Genomic DNA, 15,613 nt, shown 5'->3' with positions numbered 1-15,613 from the left:
CTCGTGTGACGCGGTTCACGAGCGACGCGGCGTCGTCAGTCCAAGACGGTCCGTGCGGCGCGGCGGCGCGGCTCTGCCGCGCCGGCCGTCGGCGGCGCGTGGTCCTCGTCGGCCGCGTGGGCGCGGGTCGGGGACACGTGGTGCTCCCCACCCAGGGCGACGCGGACGACGAGCGCGCGGTGGTCGGACAGGCCTGTGTCGACCGCGAGGCCGGACTCCGTCGCGCGCACCGCGCCGTGGGCGAGCACGTGGTCGAGCTGGCGTGCGGGCTCGCCGACCGGGAACGTCGCGGCCGAGGCCAGCGGTCGCCACCCGCTCGTGCGGGCCGCCTGCGGGGCGTCGATGTTGAGGTCGCCCAGGAGCACGACCGGCTCGCCGTCGGGGGCCTCCGCGGCGAGCGACCGGGTGAGCCGCACCAGCTGGGTGAGGTTGCGCCCGGGCACGAAGGTCAGGTGCGTGCACGCGACGGTCAGCGGACCGCCGGGGGCCTCGACGCGCGCCACGAGCGCCGCGCGCGGCTCGTCACGCACGAGCGTCGGCAGGCGGCTGCCGGGGAACCGGACCGGGACGCGGGTGCGCGGCGGGGGCAGCAGGACCGTGCGCCACGCCGTGACGGGGAACCGGCTCACGACCGCGATCCCGTAGGCCGCCCGGCCCGGCTGGTGCTCCCCCGTCGGCGCTGTCCACACGCCGGGCTCACCGACGAGCGTCGCGACGAACCGGTGCGCGACGGCGCCCGCGGCCTCCGCCGCGACCGCCGTGAGGTCGGCGCGGTGCGAGCGCGGCTGGTCCCGGTCCACCTCCTGGAGCGCGAGCACGTCCGCGTCGAGGTCGCGGACGGCGCCGGCGAAGCGGTCGACGTCGACCCGGTCGTCGACGAGCGACCGCCCGTGCAGGATGTTGAACGTCGCGAGGCGCACCCTCCCGATTCTGGGCACGGCGGCGCCGGGTCGCACGCGCTCGGGTGCGGCCCGGGAGCGCGCCCCGTGTGGCGCGCCCCGGAGACCCGCGTGACGTGCCAGCGCACCGGGGGTGGTGTAGACCCTGGGCATGGTGGACGACAGGGACGCGCTGCACGACGGCCTCCGCATGACCGCCGCGGCGCTCGCCGAGGCCGAGATCCCGCACGCTCTCGTCGGCGGGTACGCCGCGTGGGCGCGGGGCGCCCCGGAGCCGAGCCACGACGCCGACTTCGCGATCCGCGAGGTCGACGTCGACCGCGCGCGCGAGGTGCTGCGGGCGGCCGGGCTCGAGATCACGGAGCCCACGGAGAACTGGCTCTTCAAGGCGTACCACGGCGGCGAGCTCATCGACGTCCTCTACCGGATGGTCGGCGAGCCGATCGACGACGACCTGCTCGCCCGCACCGACGAGCTCGAGGTGCTCGCGGTCCGCATGCCCGTGCTGTCGGCGACCGAGATCATGACGTCCAAGCTGCGCGTCGTCGGCGAGCACTACTGCGACTTCTCGCGGCTGCTGCCGGTCGCGCGCGCGATGCGCGAGCAGATCGACTGGCCCGAGGTCCGGGTACGGGTCGACGACAACCCGTACGCGCGCGCGTTCCTCTTCCTCCTCGACGAGCTCGGGGTCGTGGACGCGGAGCAGATGGAGGACGACTCGCTCGGCGGGCGCCGCGCGTCGGCGGAACCGGCGTCCGGGGACCCGTCGAACGCCCTGGACTGAGCGGGGCGCGTTCGACGCGCGAGCGAACGTGACCCCGGTCAGGGTGAAGAGGTACCGCCCGCTACCCCAGGAGGTCACACCGATGAGCACGGTCACCCAGTCGATCGACGTCGACGTCCCCGTCCGCACGGCCTACGACCAGTGGACGCAGTTCGAGGAGTTCCCGCGCTTCATGGAGGGCGTGGAGGAGATCCGTCAGCTCGACGCGACGCACACGCACTGGAGGACGAAGATCGGTGGCGTCGAGCGCGAGTTCGACGCGGAGATCACCGAGCAGCACCCGGACGAGCGCGTCGCGTGGAACAGCACCTCCGGTCCGGACCACGCGGGCGTCGTCACGTTCCACCGGCTGAACGACACGCAGACCCGCGTGACCGTCCAGCTCGACTGGTCGCCCGAGGGCGTCGTGGAGAAGGTCGGCGACGCCCTCCACCTCGACGAGCGCCGTGTCAAGGGCGACCTCGCGCGGTTCAAGGAGTTCATCGAGTCCCGCGGGACCGAGACGGGCGCCTGGCGCGGAGACGTCAGCTGACGCCTCGACGCCCGCCGGCCGCCGGCGACGCGACGGAGCGGGTCCGGGTCGCCGGGCCCGCTCCGTCACGTCCGGCGCCGCCCGTCGCGCGCGAGGCGGACCCCGCACGCCATCCTGGTGCGATGACCGCGGACGCCCCCGACCGCTCGGGACCGGACACCGTCGACGTGCGCTTCCCGGCCGGCGACCTCACGGCCGTCGCGCACGTGTCGGGCGCAGAGGTGCCGGGGCTCGCCGTGGTGCTCGTGCACGGCGTCGGGTCGTCGTCCCGCGCGTTCGACCCGGTGCGGACGGCGCTGCTGCGCCCCGGCGCAGGGCCGGCCGTCGCCGTGCACGCGATCGACCTCCCCGGGTTCGGCGCCGCGCCCCGCGCGCGGCGGAACGTGCCGATCGAGGAGCACGCCGCCGTCGTCGCGGACTACGTGCGCCGCCACGTCCTCGACTCCTCGGCCGGCCCGCCTCCCCCGGTCGTGCTCGTCGGCCACTCGATGGGCGCCCAGGTCGTGGGACAGGCCATGGCCGACCACCCGCGCGAGGCGCCCGCCGGCGTGCTGATCGGCCCGACGGCGGACCGGCGCGCCCGCTCCGCGCCCCGCCAGGCGCTGCGGCTCGCGCACGACGCGCTCGGCGAACGGCCGCGCGCGCTCGCGACGCTCGCCGTCGACTACGTGCTGCGGAGCTCGCTCCCGTACTACGCGCGCCAGGTGCGGACCATGCTCGCGCACCGCCTCGAGGAGGTGCTGCCGCGCGTGCCGGGCCGCGTCGTCGTGCTGCGCGGAGCGCACGACCCCGTCGCGCCGCGCGCGTGGGTCCGTGAGCTCGCCGCCGCCGCACCGCACGGCACGCCCCGGGAGGTCCGCGGCCGGCACCATGCGATGGACGCCGACCCGGAGGGCGTCGTCGCGACCGTCCTCGACGCGGGCGGGCTCGCGTGAGGGCGCCACGGTGGGCGGGGACGCTGCGGCTGCGCGACCGCGTGGCGGACTACGCGTACGTCGCGGCGCGTCAGGTCGCGGGAGTGGTGAGGGCGCGGCGACCCGTCCCGCGCGGGCCGGGCGGCCGCGACCCCGTCGTGCTGCTGCCCGGCGTCTACGAGACGTGGCAGCTGCTCGCGCCGGTGGCGACAGCGCTCGCGCGGGCCGGGCACCCGGTGCACGCGGTGCCGGGCCTCGGCTACAACCGGCGGCCCTTCGCCGAGGCGGCCGACCGCACCGCGGCCTTCCTCGCGGAGGCGGACCTGCACGACGTCGTCCTCGTCGCGCACAGCAAGGGCGGACTCGTCGGCAAGCGCGTCATGCTGTCGTCCGCCGGGTCGCGCGTGGCCGGCATGGTCGCCGTCGCGACACCGTTCAGCGGCTCGAGCTACGCGCGCTACCTCCTGGGCCGCACGCTGCGCGCGTTCTCGCCGCGGGACGCGGCGCTGCTCGCGCTCGCCGCCGAGCGCGGCGTCGACGCCCGGATCACGGCCGTCTACCCGCGCTTCGACCCGCACATCCCCGAGACGGGCCGACTCGAGGGCGGGCGGAACGTCGAGCTGCCCCTCGCGGGCCACTTCCTCCCGCTCGGCGACCCGTCCCTCGTCGAGGTCGTGGTGCGGGAGGTCGACCGATTCGCCGATTCGACCTCCCGCGGCTGAGCACGGGCGTCAGACGGCGCCGGTCGCCGCGTCGACGGCGACGCGCGCGAGCTCCTGCGTGCACCGGGTCATCGCGACGTACAGCCCGTTCCACCCGCGCGGCTCCGCCGCGATGCCGTCCGGGTCGACGACGACCACCGCGTCCCACTCCAGCCCCTTCGCTTCCGAGGTGCTGAGGACGGGGACCCCGCTCACGGTGGCCCCCAGGCGCTCCAGCCGGTCGCGCGGCGCGACGACGCCGACGGAACCGCCGTCGTACCGCTCGGCGAGGCGCGCGACCTCCGCGGCCACCGCCGCGCCCAGCGCCGCGTCCCGGGTTCCGGCGGGCAGGACGACGTCGCGCGGCGTCACGCCGGTCTCGCGCACGGCGCGGGGCGGCGCGTTGCGGCTGCCCGCCGCGCGCAGCACCGGCCCGACGACCTCCATGACCTCGCGCGGCGTGCGGTAGCAGATCGTCAGGTCCGCGCGGTGCCAGCGTTCGCCGAAGACCGGGCCGACGACGTCCGCCCAGTCGGTGTGGCGGTGCGGCGCCTCGGTCTGGTCGACGTCCCCGACGGCGGTCACCGACCGGGTCGGGCAGCGGCGCAGCACCATGTGCCACTGCATGGGTGAGAGCTCCTGCGCCTCGTCGACCACGACGTGCCCGTAGACCCAGTCGCGGCGAGTCGCCGCGCGCTGCGCGAGGAACTCGCCCTGCTCACCGAGGGCGTCCGGAGCCCCCAGCGCGTCGGCGAGCGCGTCGAGGAGCGGGACGTCGCTCGGCGCGAGCGCGGCGGGCTCGCCCGTCACCCGGCGGACCTCCGAGGCCGAGAGCTCGGGCGCGTGGCGTGCGAGCAGCGCGGCGTCGCCCAGCAGGTCCGCGAGCGCCGTGCGCGCGTCCGCGACCGGCCACCAGGCGTCGACGGCGGCCGTGAACCCCGCCTCGCGCGCGAGCTCGCCGCGGAGCCGCTCGAGATCGTCGTCGGTCAGCTCGCCCGAGCACGTCCTCGAACCCCTCCTCGACGCGTTCGAGCATCTCGGCGTAACGGGCCGCGGCCTCGTCGACGAGCGCGTCGAGCAGCAGGTCCACGGCCCGGCGCCGCGCGGCCAGCATGCTGCGGCCGCCCGCCCGGGCGGCCCGCAGGTCCTGGGCGACCCGGTCCGTCCCGAGCGTGAGCGGTTCGCCGTCGAGCCGCACCGTCAGCGCCCGCGCGTCCGGGACGAGGGAGTCGACGTACCGGGCGACGACGTCCTGCCACAGCGCGCGGCCCTTGAGCTCGGCCACGTCCCGCGGCTCGTCACGCTCCGGCACGACGCCGGGGACGAGCGTGTCGCACGTGGCCGACACGACGGCCGTCTCGCCGAGCGCGGGCAGCACCTGGGCCACGTACTCGAGGAAGCGCGTCGACGGTCCGAGCAGGAGCACGCCGCGCTGGGCCAGGTGCGGGTGGGTGAACAGCAGGTACGCGACGCGGTGCAGCGCGACGACGGTCTTGCCCGTCCCCGGGCCGCCCTGCACGACGAGCGTCTGCTCGGCCGGGGCGCGCACGATCGCGTCCTGCTCGACCTGGAGGGTCGCGACCGCGGTGCCCATGCGGCCGGTCCGGCGCTCCGACAGCGCGGCGAGCAGCGCACCCTCGCCGACGAGGCCGCCCTCGCCCTCCGGCCCGGTCGCCGAGCCGTCGAGCGGCTCGTCGTCCACGCCGGTGACCAGGTCCCCCGCCGTCCGTACGTGCCGGCGCCGCGCGAGGCCCTGCGGCTCGCGCGCCGTCGCGGTGTAGAAGGCGCGGGCGCCGTCGGCACGCCAGTCGAGCACGAGCGGGTCCGCGTCGTCGTCGGACGCGGCGATGCCCACCCGCCCGATGTGGCGCGTCACGCCCTCGACCGTGTCGACGCGGCCGAACACGAGCCCGCTCTCCGCACGCTCGAGCTCGGCGCGCCGACGGCGCAGCCCCGCGCGCCGGGAGCGCTCGACGACGTCCTCGGCGCCGGGACCGTCCGGGTCGGTCGGCACGGCGAGCTGCGCGTCGAGCTCCGCGAGGAGCTGGGTGCGTCGCACGAGCGCGGCGTCGAGATGCTGCTGCTCCTCCGCGACGGCGTGCTTCGCGGGATCGGGGTGATCACGGTGATCACGGTGATCACGGTGATCGGTGTCAGGCAGGGACGGGGAGGGCTGGACCGGCACGGAACCTCTTCTCGTACGACGTACGGACACGGGGCCAACGCGCCGTCCCGCTCGATTGTTCCCGTCGACGGGCCAGTGTTCTCCGCGAGGGGTCGGTCCGGTTCAGGGCACGCGCGTCGCCCAGAAGGCGACCGCCGACGCCGCGGCGACGTTGAGCGAGTCCACTCCCCCGGCCATGGGGATCGTCACGACCCGGTCGGCCGCCTCGATCGCCCCGTGCGACAGACCGTCGCCCTCGGTGCCGAGCACGAGCGCGAGCCGCTCGGGCGGGTCGGCGACCACGTCGTCGAGGCTCACGGCGTCGTCGGCGAGCGCGAGCGCGGCGACGACGAAGCCCTCCTCGCGCAGCGCGTCCAGCCCACCCGGCCACGTGGCGAACCGCGTCCACGGCACCTGGAACACCGTGCCCATGCTCACGCGCACCGAGCGGCGGTAGAGCGGGTCCGCGCAGCGCGGCGAGACGAGCACGGCGTCCACGCCCAGCGCGGCGGCGGAGCGGAAGATCGCGCCGACGTTGGTGTGGTCGACGATGTCCTCCAGCACCGCGACACGGCGTGCGCCGGTGCCACCGCGGGCCGCCGAGAGAAGGTCGTGCACGCTCGCGAGGGGCGGGCGGTGCATCGCCGCGAGCGCCCCGCGGTGCAGGTGGAACCCGGTGATCGCCTCGAGCACGTCGGGGGCGCCGACGTAGACCGGCACCTGCTCGCCCGTGCCGCCGGGCGCGTCGTCGATGGGCAGTGCCACGATGGCGTCGGCGAGGTCGTCGAGCCAGCGCTCGGCCATGAGGAACGACCGCGGCCGGTGCCCCGCGGCGAGCGCACGCCGGATGACGGTTGAGCTCTCCGCGATGTAGAGGCCCTTCTCGGGCTCGTGCTTGGACCGCAACGCCACGTCGGTCAGTCGGTTGTAGTCCGCGAGGCGGTCGTCGGCGGGGTCGGTGACGTGCACGACCCGCAGGTCGGCCCGGGTGCTGGCGTCGCTCACGCGTCGATTCTTCCAGCACCGCAACGGGCCGTGGCTCCGCCGAGACGTCCCGTCTAGACTGTCCAGACGGGACACGATGTGGAGGTTCACATGAGCTGGCAGGTGCAAGACGCGAAGCAACGCCTCAGCGAAGTCTTGCGAGAGGCCGAGAACGGCCCGCAGGTCATCACACGGCACGGAAAGGAAATCGCCGTCGTCGTCGGAATCGACCTCTACCACGAACTCGCCGGGGTCCGCGTGGAACTCGCCGATTACCTCCTCAAGGCGCCCACGACGGACGACCTCGAGATCGTCCGTGACCGGACTCCGCTGCGTGAGCTCGATCTCGGGATCGACGCGTGAGGTACCTGCTCGACACGAACGTCGTCTCCGAGCTCGTACGACCCCGCGCGGACGAGCACGTCGTCGCCTGGCTCCGCGGGCTCCGGACCCATCAGATCTACCTCTCGGTGCTGACCATCGGCGAGATCCGCACAGGTGTCCAGCGCCTCGTCCCCCGCGATGCCGCGCGGGCAGCCGCACTCGAGACGTGGGTCCATGGTCTCGAGGAGACGTACGGGGACCGCATCCTCCCCGTGACGCTCGAGATCGCGCAGCGATGGCCTGCCGTGCACGCGGCACGCCCGCTACCCGTCGTCGACTCGCTGCTCGCGGCGACCGCGCTCGCCCATGGGCTCACGGTGGCGACGCGGAACACCAAGGACTTCGTCGACAGCGGCGCTCCCGTCGTGAACCCGTTCTCGTCACACTGACCGGGAGTGCGTGGCGCGGCTCACGGTCCTTCGTCTCTCGCGCGATCCGGGCATCGGGAGTCGAATAGGGTCATGGGATCCGCGCCGGACGCTGCATCGACCCCCACGACGGCCTCGTCGACCTCCGTAGGCACCGCCGGGCGCCCGCTCGACGTGCCGTGGTCGCGCCCGCCCGACGACGTCCTCGCCGAGCTGGGCTCGGACGCGGGCGGGCTCTCGAACGCCGACGCCGCGGCACGGCTCGCGGAAGTGGGGCCCAACCGGCTGCCCCCGCCGCAGCGTGACCCGCTGTGGAAGCGGATCCTCGTCCACTTCGACGACATCCTCATCTACATCCTGCTCGTCTCGGCCGTGCTCAAGGCGATCCTCGGCGACTGGGTCGACTTCACGGTGATCCTCGCGGTCGCCGTCGTCAACGCGGCGATCGGCTTCGTCCAGGAGGGTCGCGCGGAGAGCGCCCTGGAGGGCATCCGCAACATGCTCTCGGTCAACGCCGAGGTGCGGCGCGACGGCGCGTGGGCGCGCGTGGACGCCGACGACGTCGTGCCGGGCGACGTCGTCCGGGTGCGCTCGGGCGACCGCGTCCCCGCGGACGTGCGGCTGATCCAGGCGACGAACCTGCGCGTCGAGGAGTCGGCGCTCACGGGCGAGTCCGTCGCGGCGGCCAAGAGGGTCGACGCCGTCGCCGTGGACGCCGGCGTGGGCGACCGGTCGAGCATGCTCTTCTCGAGCACGCTCGTGGCGGCGGGCCAGGGGGTCGGGGTCGTCACCGCGACGGGCACGGCGACCGAGATCGGCCGGATCCAGACCATGATCTCCGAGGTCCGCAGCCTCGCGACGCCGCTCACGCGCCAGCTCGACCGGTTCGGCAAGCTGCTCGCGGTGCTCATCCTCGCGATGGCCGTGGTCATGGTGATCATCGGCCGCGTCTTCCACGACTTCACCGTCCCGGAGCTGATCTCGGCGTCGATCGGCTTCGCGGTCGCCGCGGTGCCGGAGGGCCTGCCCGCGCTCGTGACGATCACGCTCGCGCTCGGCGTGCAGCAGATGGCCCGCCGCCGCGCGATCACGCGCAAGCTGCCCGCGGTCGAGACGCTCGGGTCCGTCACGACGATCTGCTCGGACAAGACGGGCACGCTCACCAAGAACGAGATGACGGCGCGCACGGTCCGCACGAGCGGACGCACGTTCGCGGTCGGGGGCGCGGGGTACGCCCCGGTCGGCGACGTCACGCTCGACGAGGCCGGCGAGCGGCACGCGGACCTCGGCGACGACCAGGACCTCGCAGCCCTGGCGACCGTCATGATGCTCTGCAACGACGCGCGGATCGTGCCCGACGAGTCGGACGCCGACGGCTGGCGGCTCGTGGGAGAGCCGACCGAGGGCGCGCTGCGCACGCTCGGTATGAAGGCCGGCGTCGACCCGACGGGGTGGCGGCGCGTCGCCGTCGTGCCGTTCGAGTCCGAGAACAAGTTCATGGCGACGCTCGACGCCGACCCCGACGGCGGCCTGCACGTGCACGTCAAGGGCGCACCGGACCGCGTGCTCGACCGCTGCGCGACCCAAGTGGGCGACGACGGCCGCACCGAGCCGCTCGACCGCGCGTTCTGGGACGCGCAGATCGACGCGCTCGGCGGGCGGGGGCTGCGCGTGCTCGCGGCCGCCCGGCGGACCGCGGCCGCGGGCACGGACGACCTCGACGTCGACGACGTCGCGGACGGGCTCGAGCTGTGCGGGCTCGTCGGCATCGTCGACCCACCGCGGCCCGAGGCGATCGAGGCCATCGCCGAGTGCCGCGACGCGGGCATCCGCGTCAAGATGATCACGGGCGACCACGCGGGCACGGCGCTCGCGATCGGCCGCGAGATGGGCATCGTGGACCCCCACGGCGGGACCGGCGGGAACGTCACGCCCGCCGTGCTCACCGGCCCTGAGCTCGAGGAGATGAGCACGGAGCGGCTGCGCCAGGTGGTGCGCGACGTCGACGTGTACGCGCGCACGAGCCCCGAGCACAAGATCCGGATCGTCTCCGCCCTGCAGTCGCACGGCGAGGTCGTCGCCATGACGGGCGACGGCGTGAACGACGCCCCGGCCCTCACCCAGGCGGACGTCGGCGTCGCGATGGGCATCAAGGGCACGGAGGCGACCAAGGAGGCCGCGGAGGTCGTGCTCGCGGACGACAACTTCGCGACCATCGAGCGGGCCGTGAAGGAGGGACGGCGGATCTACGACAACATCCGCAAGTCCGTGCTCTTTCTCCTGCCGACCAACGGCGCGCAGTCGCTCGTCATCCTCGTCGCGGTCCTGTTCGGCCTGACGCTGCCGCTCCAACCGGTCCAGGTGCTGTGGATCAACATGATCACCGCCGTCACGCTGTCCCTCGCGCTCGCGTACGAGAAGGCGGAGCCCGACGTCATGCGCCGCGCCCCGCGCGACCCCCGGGCGTCGATCCTCGACGGCGCGTACGTGCGCCGCATCCTGCTCGTCTCGCTCCTCATCGGCGGCGCGACCATCCTGCTGTTCTACGTCGAGCGGGCGCAGGGCGTCCCGCTCGCCGAGGCGCAGACGACCGCTGTGACGATGCTCGCTCTCGGCCAGCTCGCCTACCTGTTCAACTGCCGTTTCCTCGACCGGTCGAGCCTCACGCTCGACGTGCTGCGCGGCAACCGCGTCATCTGGGTCTCGGCCGTCACGCTCCTCGCGCTGCAGGCCGTGTTCGTCTACACGCCGTTCATGCACTCCTGGTTCGACTCGGCGCCCATCGCCCTGGCGGAGTGGGGCAAGACGTTCGGGCTCGCGCTCGTCGTCTTCCTGCTCGTCGAGGTGATCAAATGGGTCGGGCGGCGCTGGACGGCGCGAGACCACGTGCCCGCCCTGGTCGAGCGCCACGGCGCCTGACGCCCGAGCAGCCAGCACCCGAGGAGAGACACCATGTGCAGTCCCGCACCGTGCCGCACGTGCGGCAAGAGACCTGGACCGGCTGCGGCATGCACGCCGACGAGGTCATGGCCGAGGTGCCGCCCGAGCGACGCTGCACCTGCGGCTGACGACGACCACCCAGCTCGCCCGCGCCGGTCCACCCTCGGTGGACCGGCGCAGGCCGAGCCGTGTCAGCGGCCCACCGGCCGCTCCGCAGGCGCCGCGGCGGCGTCCACCGGGTCCTGCGCCTCGGCACCGACGGGTGCCGCGAACTGGCTCTCGTACAGCCGCGCGTACGCGCCTCCCGCCGCGAGCAGCTCGTCGTGCGAGCCCTGCTCGACGATCGAGCCGTGCTCCATGACGAGGATCGTGTCGGCGTCGCGGATCGTCGACAGGCGGTGCGCGATGACGAACGACGTGCGCCCCTCGCGCAGCGCGTTCATCGCCTGCTGGACCAGCACCTCGGTACGCGTGTCGACCGAGCTCGTCGCCTCGTCGAGCACGAGGATCGCCGGGTCGGCGAGGAACGCGCGCGCGATCGTGAGGAGCTGCTTCTCCCCCGCGCTCACGCTCGAACCCTCGTCGTCGATCACGGTCGCGTACCCGTCGGGCAGGGTGCGCACGAACGGGTCGACGTGGGTCGCGCGCGTCGCCGCCAGGAACTCCTCCTCGCCCACGTCGCGCCCGTCGCGCACGCCGTAGCGCAGGTTCTCCTCGATCGTGCCCTGGAACAGCCACGTGTCCTGCAGGACCATCCCGATGTCGGAGCGCAGGTCGTCGCGCGTCATGTCGCGCGTGTCCACGCCGTCGAGCGTGATCCGGCCCGAGTCGACGTCGTAGAACCGCATGAGCAGGTTGACGAGCGTGGTCTTGCCCGCGCCCGTCGGCCCGACGATCGCGATCGTCTGGCCGGGCTCGACGACGAGGTCGAGGTGCTCGATGAGCGGGGTGTCGGGGCTGTAGGAGAACGAGACGTCCTCGAACGCGACGCGCCCGCGCACGGGCTCGACCGTCGCGGCGGGCGACGGGTCGGGCGTCTGCTCCTCGGCGTCGAGCAGGTCGTAGACGCGCTCGGCCGACGCGACGCCCGACTGGAGCAGGTTCATCATCGAGGCGATCTGCGTGATGGGCTGCGTGAACTGGCGCGAGTACTGGATGAACGCCTGCACGTCGCCGAGCGTCATGGTGCCCGACGCCACGCGCAGACCGCCGACGACCGCGACGATCACGTAGTTGAGGTTCGCGATGAAGCCCATCGCCGGCTGGATGGTGCCGGAGATGAACTGCGCCTTGAAGCTCGCGTCGTACAGGGCCGCGTTCTCGCGCTCGAAGTCGTCGATCGCGGCCTGCTGGTGGCCGTAGACCTTGACCAGCGTATGCCCGGTGTACATCTCCTCGATGTGGGCGTTGAGGCGTCCCGTGGCCGCCCACTGCTGGATGAACTGCGGCTGGGAGCGCTTGGCGATCTGCGCCGTGACGAGCACGGACAGCGGCACCGTCACGAGCGCGACGACCGCGAGCAGCGGCGAGATCCAGAACATGACCCCGAGCACGCCGACGACGGTGAGCACCGACGTCACGAGCTGGGAGAGCGTCTGGGTGAGCGTCTGGGAGATGTTGTCGATGTCGTTCGTCACGCGCGAGAGGATCTCGCCGCGCTGGTTGCGGTCGAAGTACGACAGCGGGAGGCGCCCGAGCTTGGCCTGCACCTCACCGCGCAGCCGGTAGACGGTGCGCTGCACGACGATCGCCGTGATACGCCCCTGCAGCCACCCGAACAGGAACGAGCCGACGTAGACCGCGAGCACCCACGCGAGCACGGTCGCGAGCGCCGTGAAGTCGATGCCCTCGCCCGGGACCAGGCCGGGGACACCCGAGACGAGGTCCGCGATCTGGTCCTGGCCCTGCGCCCGGAGCGCGTCGACGGCCTGCGCCTGCGTGACACCCGCCGGGAGCTGCGAGCCGACCACGCCCGCGAAGATGATGTTCGTCGCGTTGCCCAGGAGCTTGGGGCCGGCGACCGCGAGCGCCACGGACACCACGCCGAGGATCACGACGGCGACGATCGGCACCCGCTCGGGCCGCAGCGACGCGGCGAACCGGCGCAGCGAGCCCTTGAAGTCGAGCGCCTTCTCGCCGGGCACGCCCATGCCGCCCATGGGGCCGGGGCCACCGCCACGGGGCCGGCCGGCCAGGCGCGTCGACGCCACGTCGCTCTTCGCGACGGGCGCGCCGGCGCCGGGTGCGGAATCGGCTGCGGGGCCGACCGGGCCCGACGGCGCGGGCGTGCGCGGGGCGTCCTGCTCGCCGCTCATGCTGCCTCCTCGATCGAGAGCTGGGAGTAGACGATCTCCTGGTAGGTCTCGTTGGACTCGAGGAGCTCGGCGTGCGTGCCGCGACCGACGATGCGGCCGTGGTCGAGCACGAGGATCTGGTCGGCCCCGCGGATCGTCGCGACGCGCTGCGCGACGACGATCACCGTGGAGTGCCGGGTGCGGGGCGCGAGCGCCGCGCGCAGGCGCGCGTCGGTCGCGTAGTCGAGCGCGGAGAACGAGTCGTCGAACAGGTAGACCGCGGGGTCGCGGACGATCGCCCGGGCGATGGCGAGCCGCTGCCGCTGGCCGCCGGAGAAGTTCGTCCCGCCCTGCGCGACGGGCGCGTCGAGCCCGCCGTCGAGCGCCTCGACGAAGTCGCGCGCCTGCGCGACGTCGAGCGCCTCCCACATCTGCTCCTCGGTCGCGTCGGGCCGGCCGTAGCGCAGGTTGTCCGCGACGGTCCCCGAGAACAGGTACGCCTTCTGGGGCACGAGGCCCAGGAGCGAGCCGAGGTCCGCGCCCGTGAGGTCGCGCACGTCGGTCCCGTCGATGCGCACGGACCCGCCCGTGACGTCGAACAGCCGCGGCACCAGGTTGAGCAGCGTCGTCTTGCCGGCGCCGGTCGAGCCGATGATCGCCGTCGTCCGCCCGGGCTCGGCCACGAACGACACGTCGTGGAGCACCGGGTCCTCGGCGCCCGGGTAACGGAACTCGACGCCGTCGAGCTCGACGCGCCCGGTGCGCGAGGTGAGCGCCACGGGCCGCTCCGGCTCGACGACCGTGGCGGACGTGCGCAGGACGTCCGTGATGCGCTCGGCGGAGACCGCGGCGCGCGGCACCATCATGAACATCATCGTCGACATCATCACGGCCATGAGGATGTACATGAGGTAGGACAGGAACGCCGTGAGCGCGCCGACCTCCATGTCGCCCGCGTCGATCTGACGCCCGCCGAACCAGAGCACCGCGATGCTCGACGCGTTCATGACGAGCATCACGGTCGGGAACATGAGCGCCATGAGCTTGCCCGCCTTGAGCGAGACGTCGAACAGCGCGTCGTTCGCGACGTCGAACCGCTCGGCCTCGCGGCGCTCGCGCACGAAGGCCCGGATGACGCGGATGCCGGTGATCTGCTCGCGCAGGACGGCGTTGATGCCGTCGATCTTCTTCTGCATCTGCCGGAAGTACGGGACCATCCGCCAGATGATGAGCCCGACGCTCACGCCGAGCACCGGGACGATGACGAGCAGCAGGGCGGAGAGCTCGACGTTCTCCTGGAGCGCCATCACCACGCCGCCGACGAGCATGATCGGCGCCATGACCATGATGGTCAGCGACAGCAGCACGAGCATCTGCACCTGCTGCACGTCGTTCGTCGTGCGCGTGATGAGGGACGGCGCGCCGAACTGGCCCATCTCCTGCGCCGAGAAGCGCTGCACGTTGGTGAACAGCCCGGCGCGGACGTCGCGGCCGAACGACATGGCGACCCGCGCGCCGAAGTAGACGGCGGCGACCGCGCACACGACCTGCCCGAGGCTCACGAGGAGCATGAGCCCGCCCGTGCGCATGATGTAGGCGGTGTCGCCCTGCGTGACGCCCTGGTCGATGATGTCGGCGTTGAGGCTCGGCAGATACAGCGACGCGAGCGTCGCGAGGAGCTGGAGCACGAGAAGGATGAGGATCGGTGTCAGGTAGGGACGCAACCGCGTCCGCAAGAGGCTGACGAGCATGGGGTTCCTGTCCGGGTGGGGGCTGTGGGTCGGGCGGTCGGGCCGTGGACGCTCCGGGTAGGGCAGGGCTCGACCCGGGGACGGAGCCGGGCGAGGGCTGCCGCGGGACGTGGTGGGGGCCCGTCAGGGCGAGGGGTCGGTCGTGACGTCCGCTCCGATGCCGCCCAGGATCAGGTCGGCGAGCTGCACGGCGTCGAGCCTGTCACCGCCCGCGAGGTGCGGCAAGGCGTTTCCGAAGACGAGCGAGAAGACGGCGCGGGCCGCGAGTCCGGGCTCCACGCGCAGCTCCTCGCCGTGCGCGGTGAGCTTGCGCTCGATCGCGCCGACGATCTCGCGCGCGGAGCGCTCGCGCGCGTCGAGGCCCGTCCGGCGTGCGTCCGGGCCGGCCCGCATCCGACGCACGGTCTCGGCGCCGTCGCCCGCCGCGCGGTCGGGTCCCACGTCGTGCGGACCCGGACCCCGCCCGCCGGTGTGGCGGTGCGGATCGAGCACCTGGTGCGCTGCGGCGAAGATCCGCATCCCGACCCGCTGCGCCTCGAGCAGGAACTCGACGATGCTCACCACGAGCGGGCGCAGCCCGTCGTCGTCCGGGAGCAGGCCGATCGCCGCGACCGCAGGCGCAGGGTCGAGCGAGCGCACGACGGCGGCGTGCAGGATCTCGTCCTTGTCCGCGAACGCGCGGAACAGCGTGCCCTCCGCGACGCCCGCGGCATCGGCGATCTGGCGAGTCGTCACGGCCGCGCCGTGCTCGACGAGCAGAGGGATCGTCGCGGCGGCGATCGCGTCGCGACGTTCCTCGCGCGACAAGGGGCGCGCGCGTGTGCGTTCGGAAGCGGGCGCGCCGGAGGCGGCGTCGGGCGGCGCGTCGGGCGGGACGGAGACCGGGGTCACGACCTCG

Annotated in this window: 14 protein-coding genes; 7 read left to right on the top strand and 7 right to left on the bottom strand. The window is 73.7% G+C overall.

Features of this window, described 5'->3' with window-relative positions; all coding sequences use genetic code 11:
• Nucleotides 1–35: 35 nt before the first annotated feature.
• The gene (locus tag JN535_RS05465; protein WP_205203438.1) at nucleotides 36–920 is read right to left on the bottom strand and encodes an endonuclease/exonuclease/phosphatase family protein; all 885 of its coding nucleotides are present in this window, start codon (nucleotides 918–920) and stop codon (nucleotides 36–38) included.
• Between the two features lie 130 nt (nucleotides 921–1,050).
• Here JN535_RS05465 and JN535_RS05460 point away from each other — a divergent pair, with 130 nt between their 5' ends.
• The 4 genes from JN535_RS05460 to JN535_RS05445 all read left to right on the top strand — a co-directional run bounded on the left by JN535_RS05460 (nucleotide 1,051) and on the right by JN535_RS05445 (nucleotide 3,851).
• Nucleotides 1,051–1,683 carry a nucleotidyltransferase family protein gene (locus JN535_RS05460; RefSeq protein ID WP_205203428.1) on the top strand — a complete coding sequence of 211 codons (633 nt, stop codon included), beginning with the start codon at nucleotides 1,051–1,053 and terminating at the stop codon, nucleotides 1,681–1,683.
• Nucleotides 1,684–1,765: 82 nt separating this feature from the next.
• A complete protein-coding gene (locus JN535_RS05455; RefSeq protein WP_205203426.1) occupies nucleotides 1,766–2,215 on the top strand; it encodes an SRPBCC family protein in 450 nt (149 codons plus the stop codon).
• Nucleotides 2,216–2,337: 122 nt separating this feature from the next.
• Nucleotides 2,338–3,150 carry an alpha/beta fold hydrolase gene (locus tag JN535_RS05450; RefSeq protein WP_205203423.1) on the top strand — a complete coding sequence of 271 codons (813 nt, stop codon included), beginning with the start codon at nucleotides 2,338–2,340 and terminating at the stop codon, nucleotides 3,148–3,150.
• Nucleotides 3,147–3,851, top strand: a complete 705-nt coding sequence (locus tag JN535_RS05445; RefSeq protein ID WP_205203421.1) for an esterase/lipase family protein — start codon at nucleotides 3,147–3,149, stop codon at nucleotides 3,849–3,851. Before JN535_RS05450 ends, JN535_RS05445 begins: the two co-directional genes overlap by 4 nt.
• 9 nt (nucleotides 3,852–3,860) lie before the next feature.
• On the opposite strand, the gene JN535_RS05440 is transcribed toward JN535_RS05445, so the two are convergent.
• The 3 genes from JN535_RS05440 to JN535_RS05430 all read right to left on the bottom strand — a co-directional run bounded on the left by JN535_RS05440 (nucleotide 3,861) and on the right by JN535_RS05430 (nucleotide 6,999).
• The gene (locus JN535_RS05440) at nucleotides 3,861–4,640 is read right to left on the bottom strand and encodes an ATP-binding domain-containing protein (protein WP_205203419.1); all 780 of its coding nucleotides are present in this window, start codon (nucleotides 4,638–4,640) and stop codon (nucleotides 3,861–3,863) included.
• Nucleotides 4,549–5,889: a UvrD-helicase domain-containing protein gene (locus JN535_RS05435; protein ID WP_205203410.1), complete on the bottom strand. Its 1,341-nt coding sequence runs from the start codon at nucleotides 5,887–5,889 to the stop codon at nucleotides 4,549–4,551. The genes JN535_RS05440 and JN535_RS05435 overlap by 92 nt, the downstream gene beginning before the upstream one ends.
• A 228-nt stretch (nucleotides 5,890–6,117) precedes the next feature.
• On the bottom strand, nucleotides 6,118–6,999 hold the full coding sequence (locus JN535_RS05430; RefSeq protein WP_205203407.1) for a TrmH family RNA methyltransferase: 882 nt from the start codon (nucleotides 6,997–6,999) through the stop codon (nucleotides 6,118–6,120).
• Between the two features lie 90 nt (nucleotides 7,000–7,089).
• Here JN535_RS05430 and JN535_RS05425 point away from each other — a divergent pair, with 90 nt between their 5' ends.
• From JN535_RS05425 to JN535_RS05415, 3 genes are all read left to right on the top strand, one after another.
• Complete coding sequence (locus JN535_RS05425; RefSeq protein ID WP_205203405.1) at nucleotides 7,090–7,341, top strand: type II toxin-antitoxin system Phd/YefM family antitoxin; 252 nt, start codon at nucleotides 7,090–7,092, stop codon at nucleotides 7,339–7,341.
• Complete coding sequence (locus tag JN535_RS05420; RefSeq protein WP_205203403.1) at nucleotides 7,338–7,751, top strand: type II toxin-antitoxin system VapC family toxin; 414 nt, start codon at nucleotides 7,338–7,340, stop codon at nucleotides 7,749–7,751. Before JN535_RS05425 ends, JN535_RS05420 begins: the two co-directional genes overlap by 4 nt.
• A gap of 72 nt (nucleotides 7,752–7,823) precedes the next feature.
• Nucleotides 7,824–10,649 (top strand): cation-translocating P-type ATPase, encoded by a 2,826-nt coding sequence (locus JN535_RS05415; protein WP_205203400.1) that lies wholly within the window; start codon nucleotides 7,824–7,826, stop codon nucleotides 10,647–10,649.
• A 212-nt stretch (nucleotides 10,650–10,861) separates the two neighbouring features.
• On the opposite strand, the gene JN535_RS05410 is transcribed toward JN535_RS05415, so the two are convergent.
• From JN535_RS05410 to JN535_RS20610, 3 genes are all read right to left on the bottom strand, one after another.
• Nucleotides 10,862–12,985: an ABC transporter ATP-binding protein gene (locus tag JN535_RS05410; RefSeq protein ID WP_205203397.1), complete on the bottom strand. Its 2,124-nt coding sequence runs from the start codon at nucleotides 12,983–12,985 to the stop codon at nucleotides 10,862–10,864.
• Complete coding sequence (locus JN535_RS05405) at nucleotides 12,982–14,715, bottom strand: ABC transporter ATP-binding protein (protein WP_205203395.1); 1,734 nt, start codon at nucleotides 14,713–14,715, stop codon at nucleotides 12,982–12,984. Before JN535_RS05405 ends, JN535_RS05410 begins: the two co-directional genes overlap by 4 nt.
• A gap of 123 nt (nucleotides 14,716–14,838) precedes the next feature.
• Entirely contained in the window at nucleotides 14,839–15,606 is a 768-nt protein-coding gene (locus JN535_RS20610; protein ID WP_307868260.1) for a TetR/AcrR family transcriptional regulator, read from the bottom strand.
• Between the last annotated feature and the right edge of the window lie 7 nt (nucleotides 15,607–15,613).

This window comes from Cellulosimicrobium cellulans (assembly GCF_016921195.1).
In the GTDB taxonomy this organism is placed as follows: Bacteria; Actinomycetota; Actinomycetes; order Actinomycetales; family Cellulomonadaceae; genus Cellulosimicrobium; species Cellulosimicrobium cellulans_F.
The sequence above is the reverse complement of the archived record's forward strand: the minus strand, read 5'-3'. Positions and strand labels throughout refer to the sequence as shown.

Excerpts from the sequence above, each read along its gene's own strand:
- JN535_RS05425 (WP_205203405.1), top strand. The coding sequence starts at position 7,090 with ATGAGCTGGCAGGTGCAAGACGCGAAGCAACGCCTCAGCGAAGTCTTG.
- JN535_RS05405 (WP_205203395.1), bottom strand. The coding sequence starts at position 14,715 with ATGCTCGTCAGCCTCTTGCGGACGCGGTTGCGTCCCTACCTGACACCG.
- JN535_RS05410 (WP_205203397.1), bottom strand. The coding sequence starts at position 12,985 with ATGAGCGGCGAGCAGGACGCCCCGCGCACGCCCGCGCCGTCGGGCCCG.
- JN535_RS05415 (WP_205203400.1), top strand. The coding sequence starts at position 7,824 with ATGGGATCCGCGCCGGACGCTGCATCGACCCCCACGACGGCCTCGTCG.
- JN535_RS05450 (WP_205203423.1), top strand. The coding sequence starts at position 2,338 with ATGACCGCGGACGCCCCCGACCGCTCGGGACCGGACACCGTCGACGTG.
- JN535_RS05455 (WP_205203426.1), top strand. The coding sequence starts at position 1,766 with ATGAGCACGGTCACCCAGTCGATCGACGTCGACGTCCCCGTCCGCACG.
- JN535_RS05460 (WP_205203428.1), top strand. The coding sequence starts at position 1,051 with ATGGTGGACGACAGGGACGCGCTGCACGACGGCCTCCGCATGACCGCC.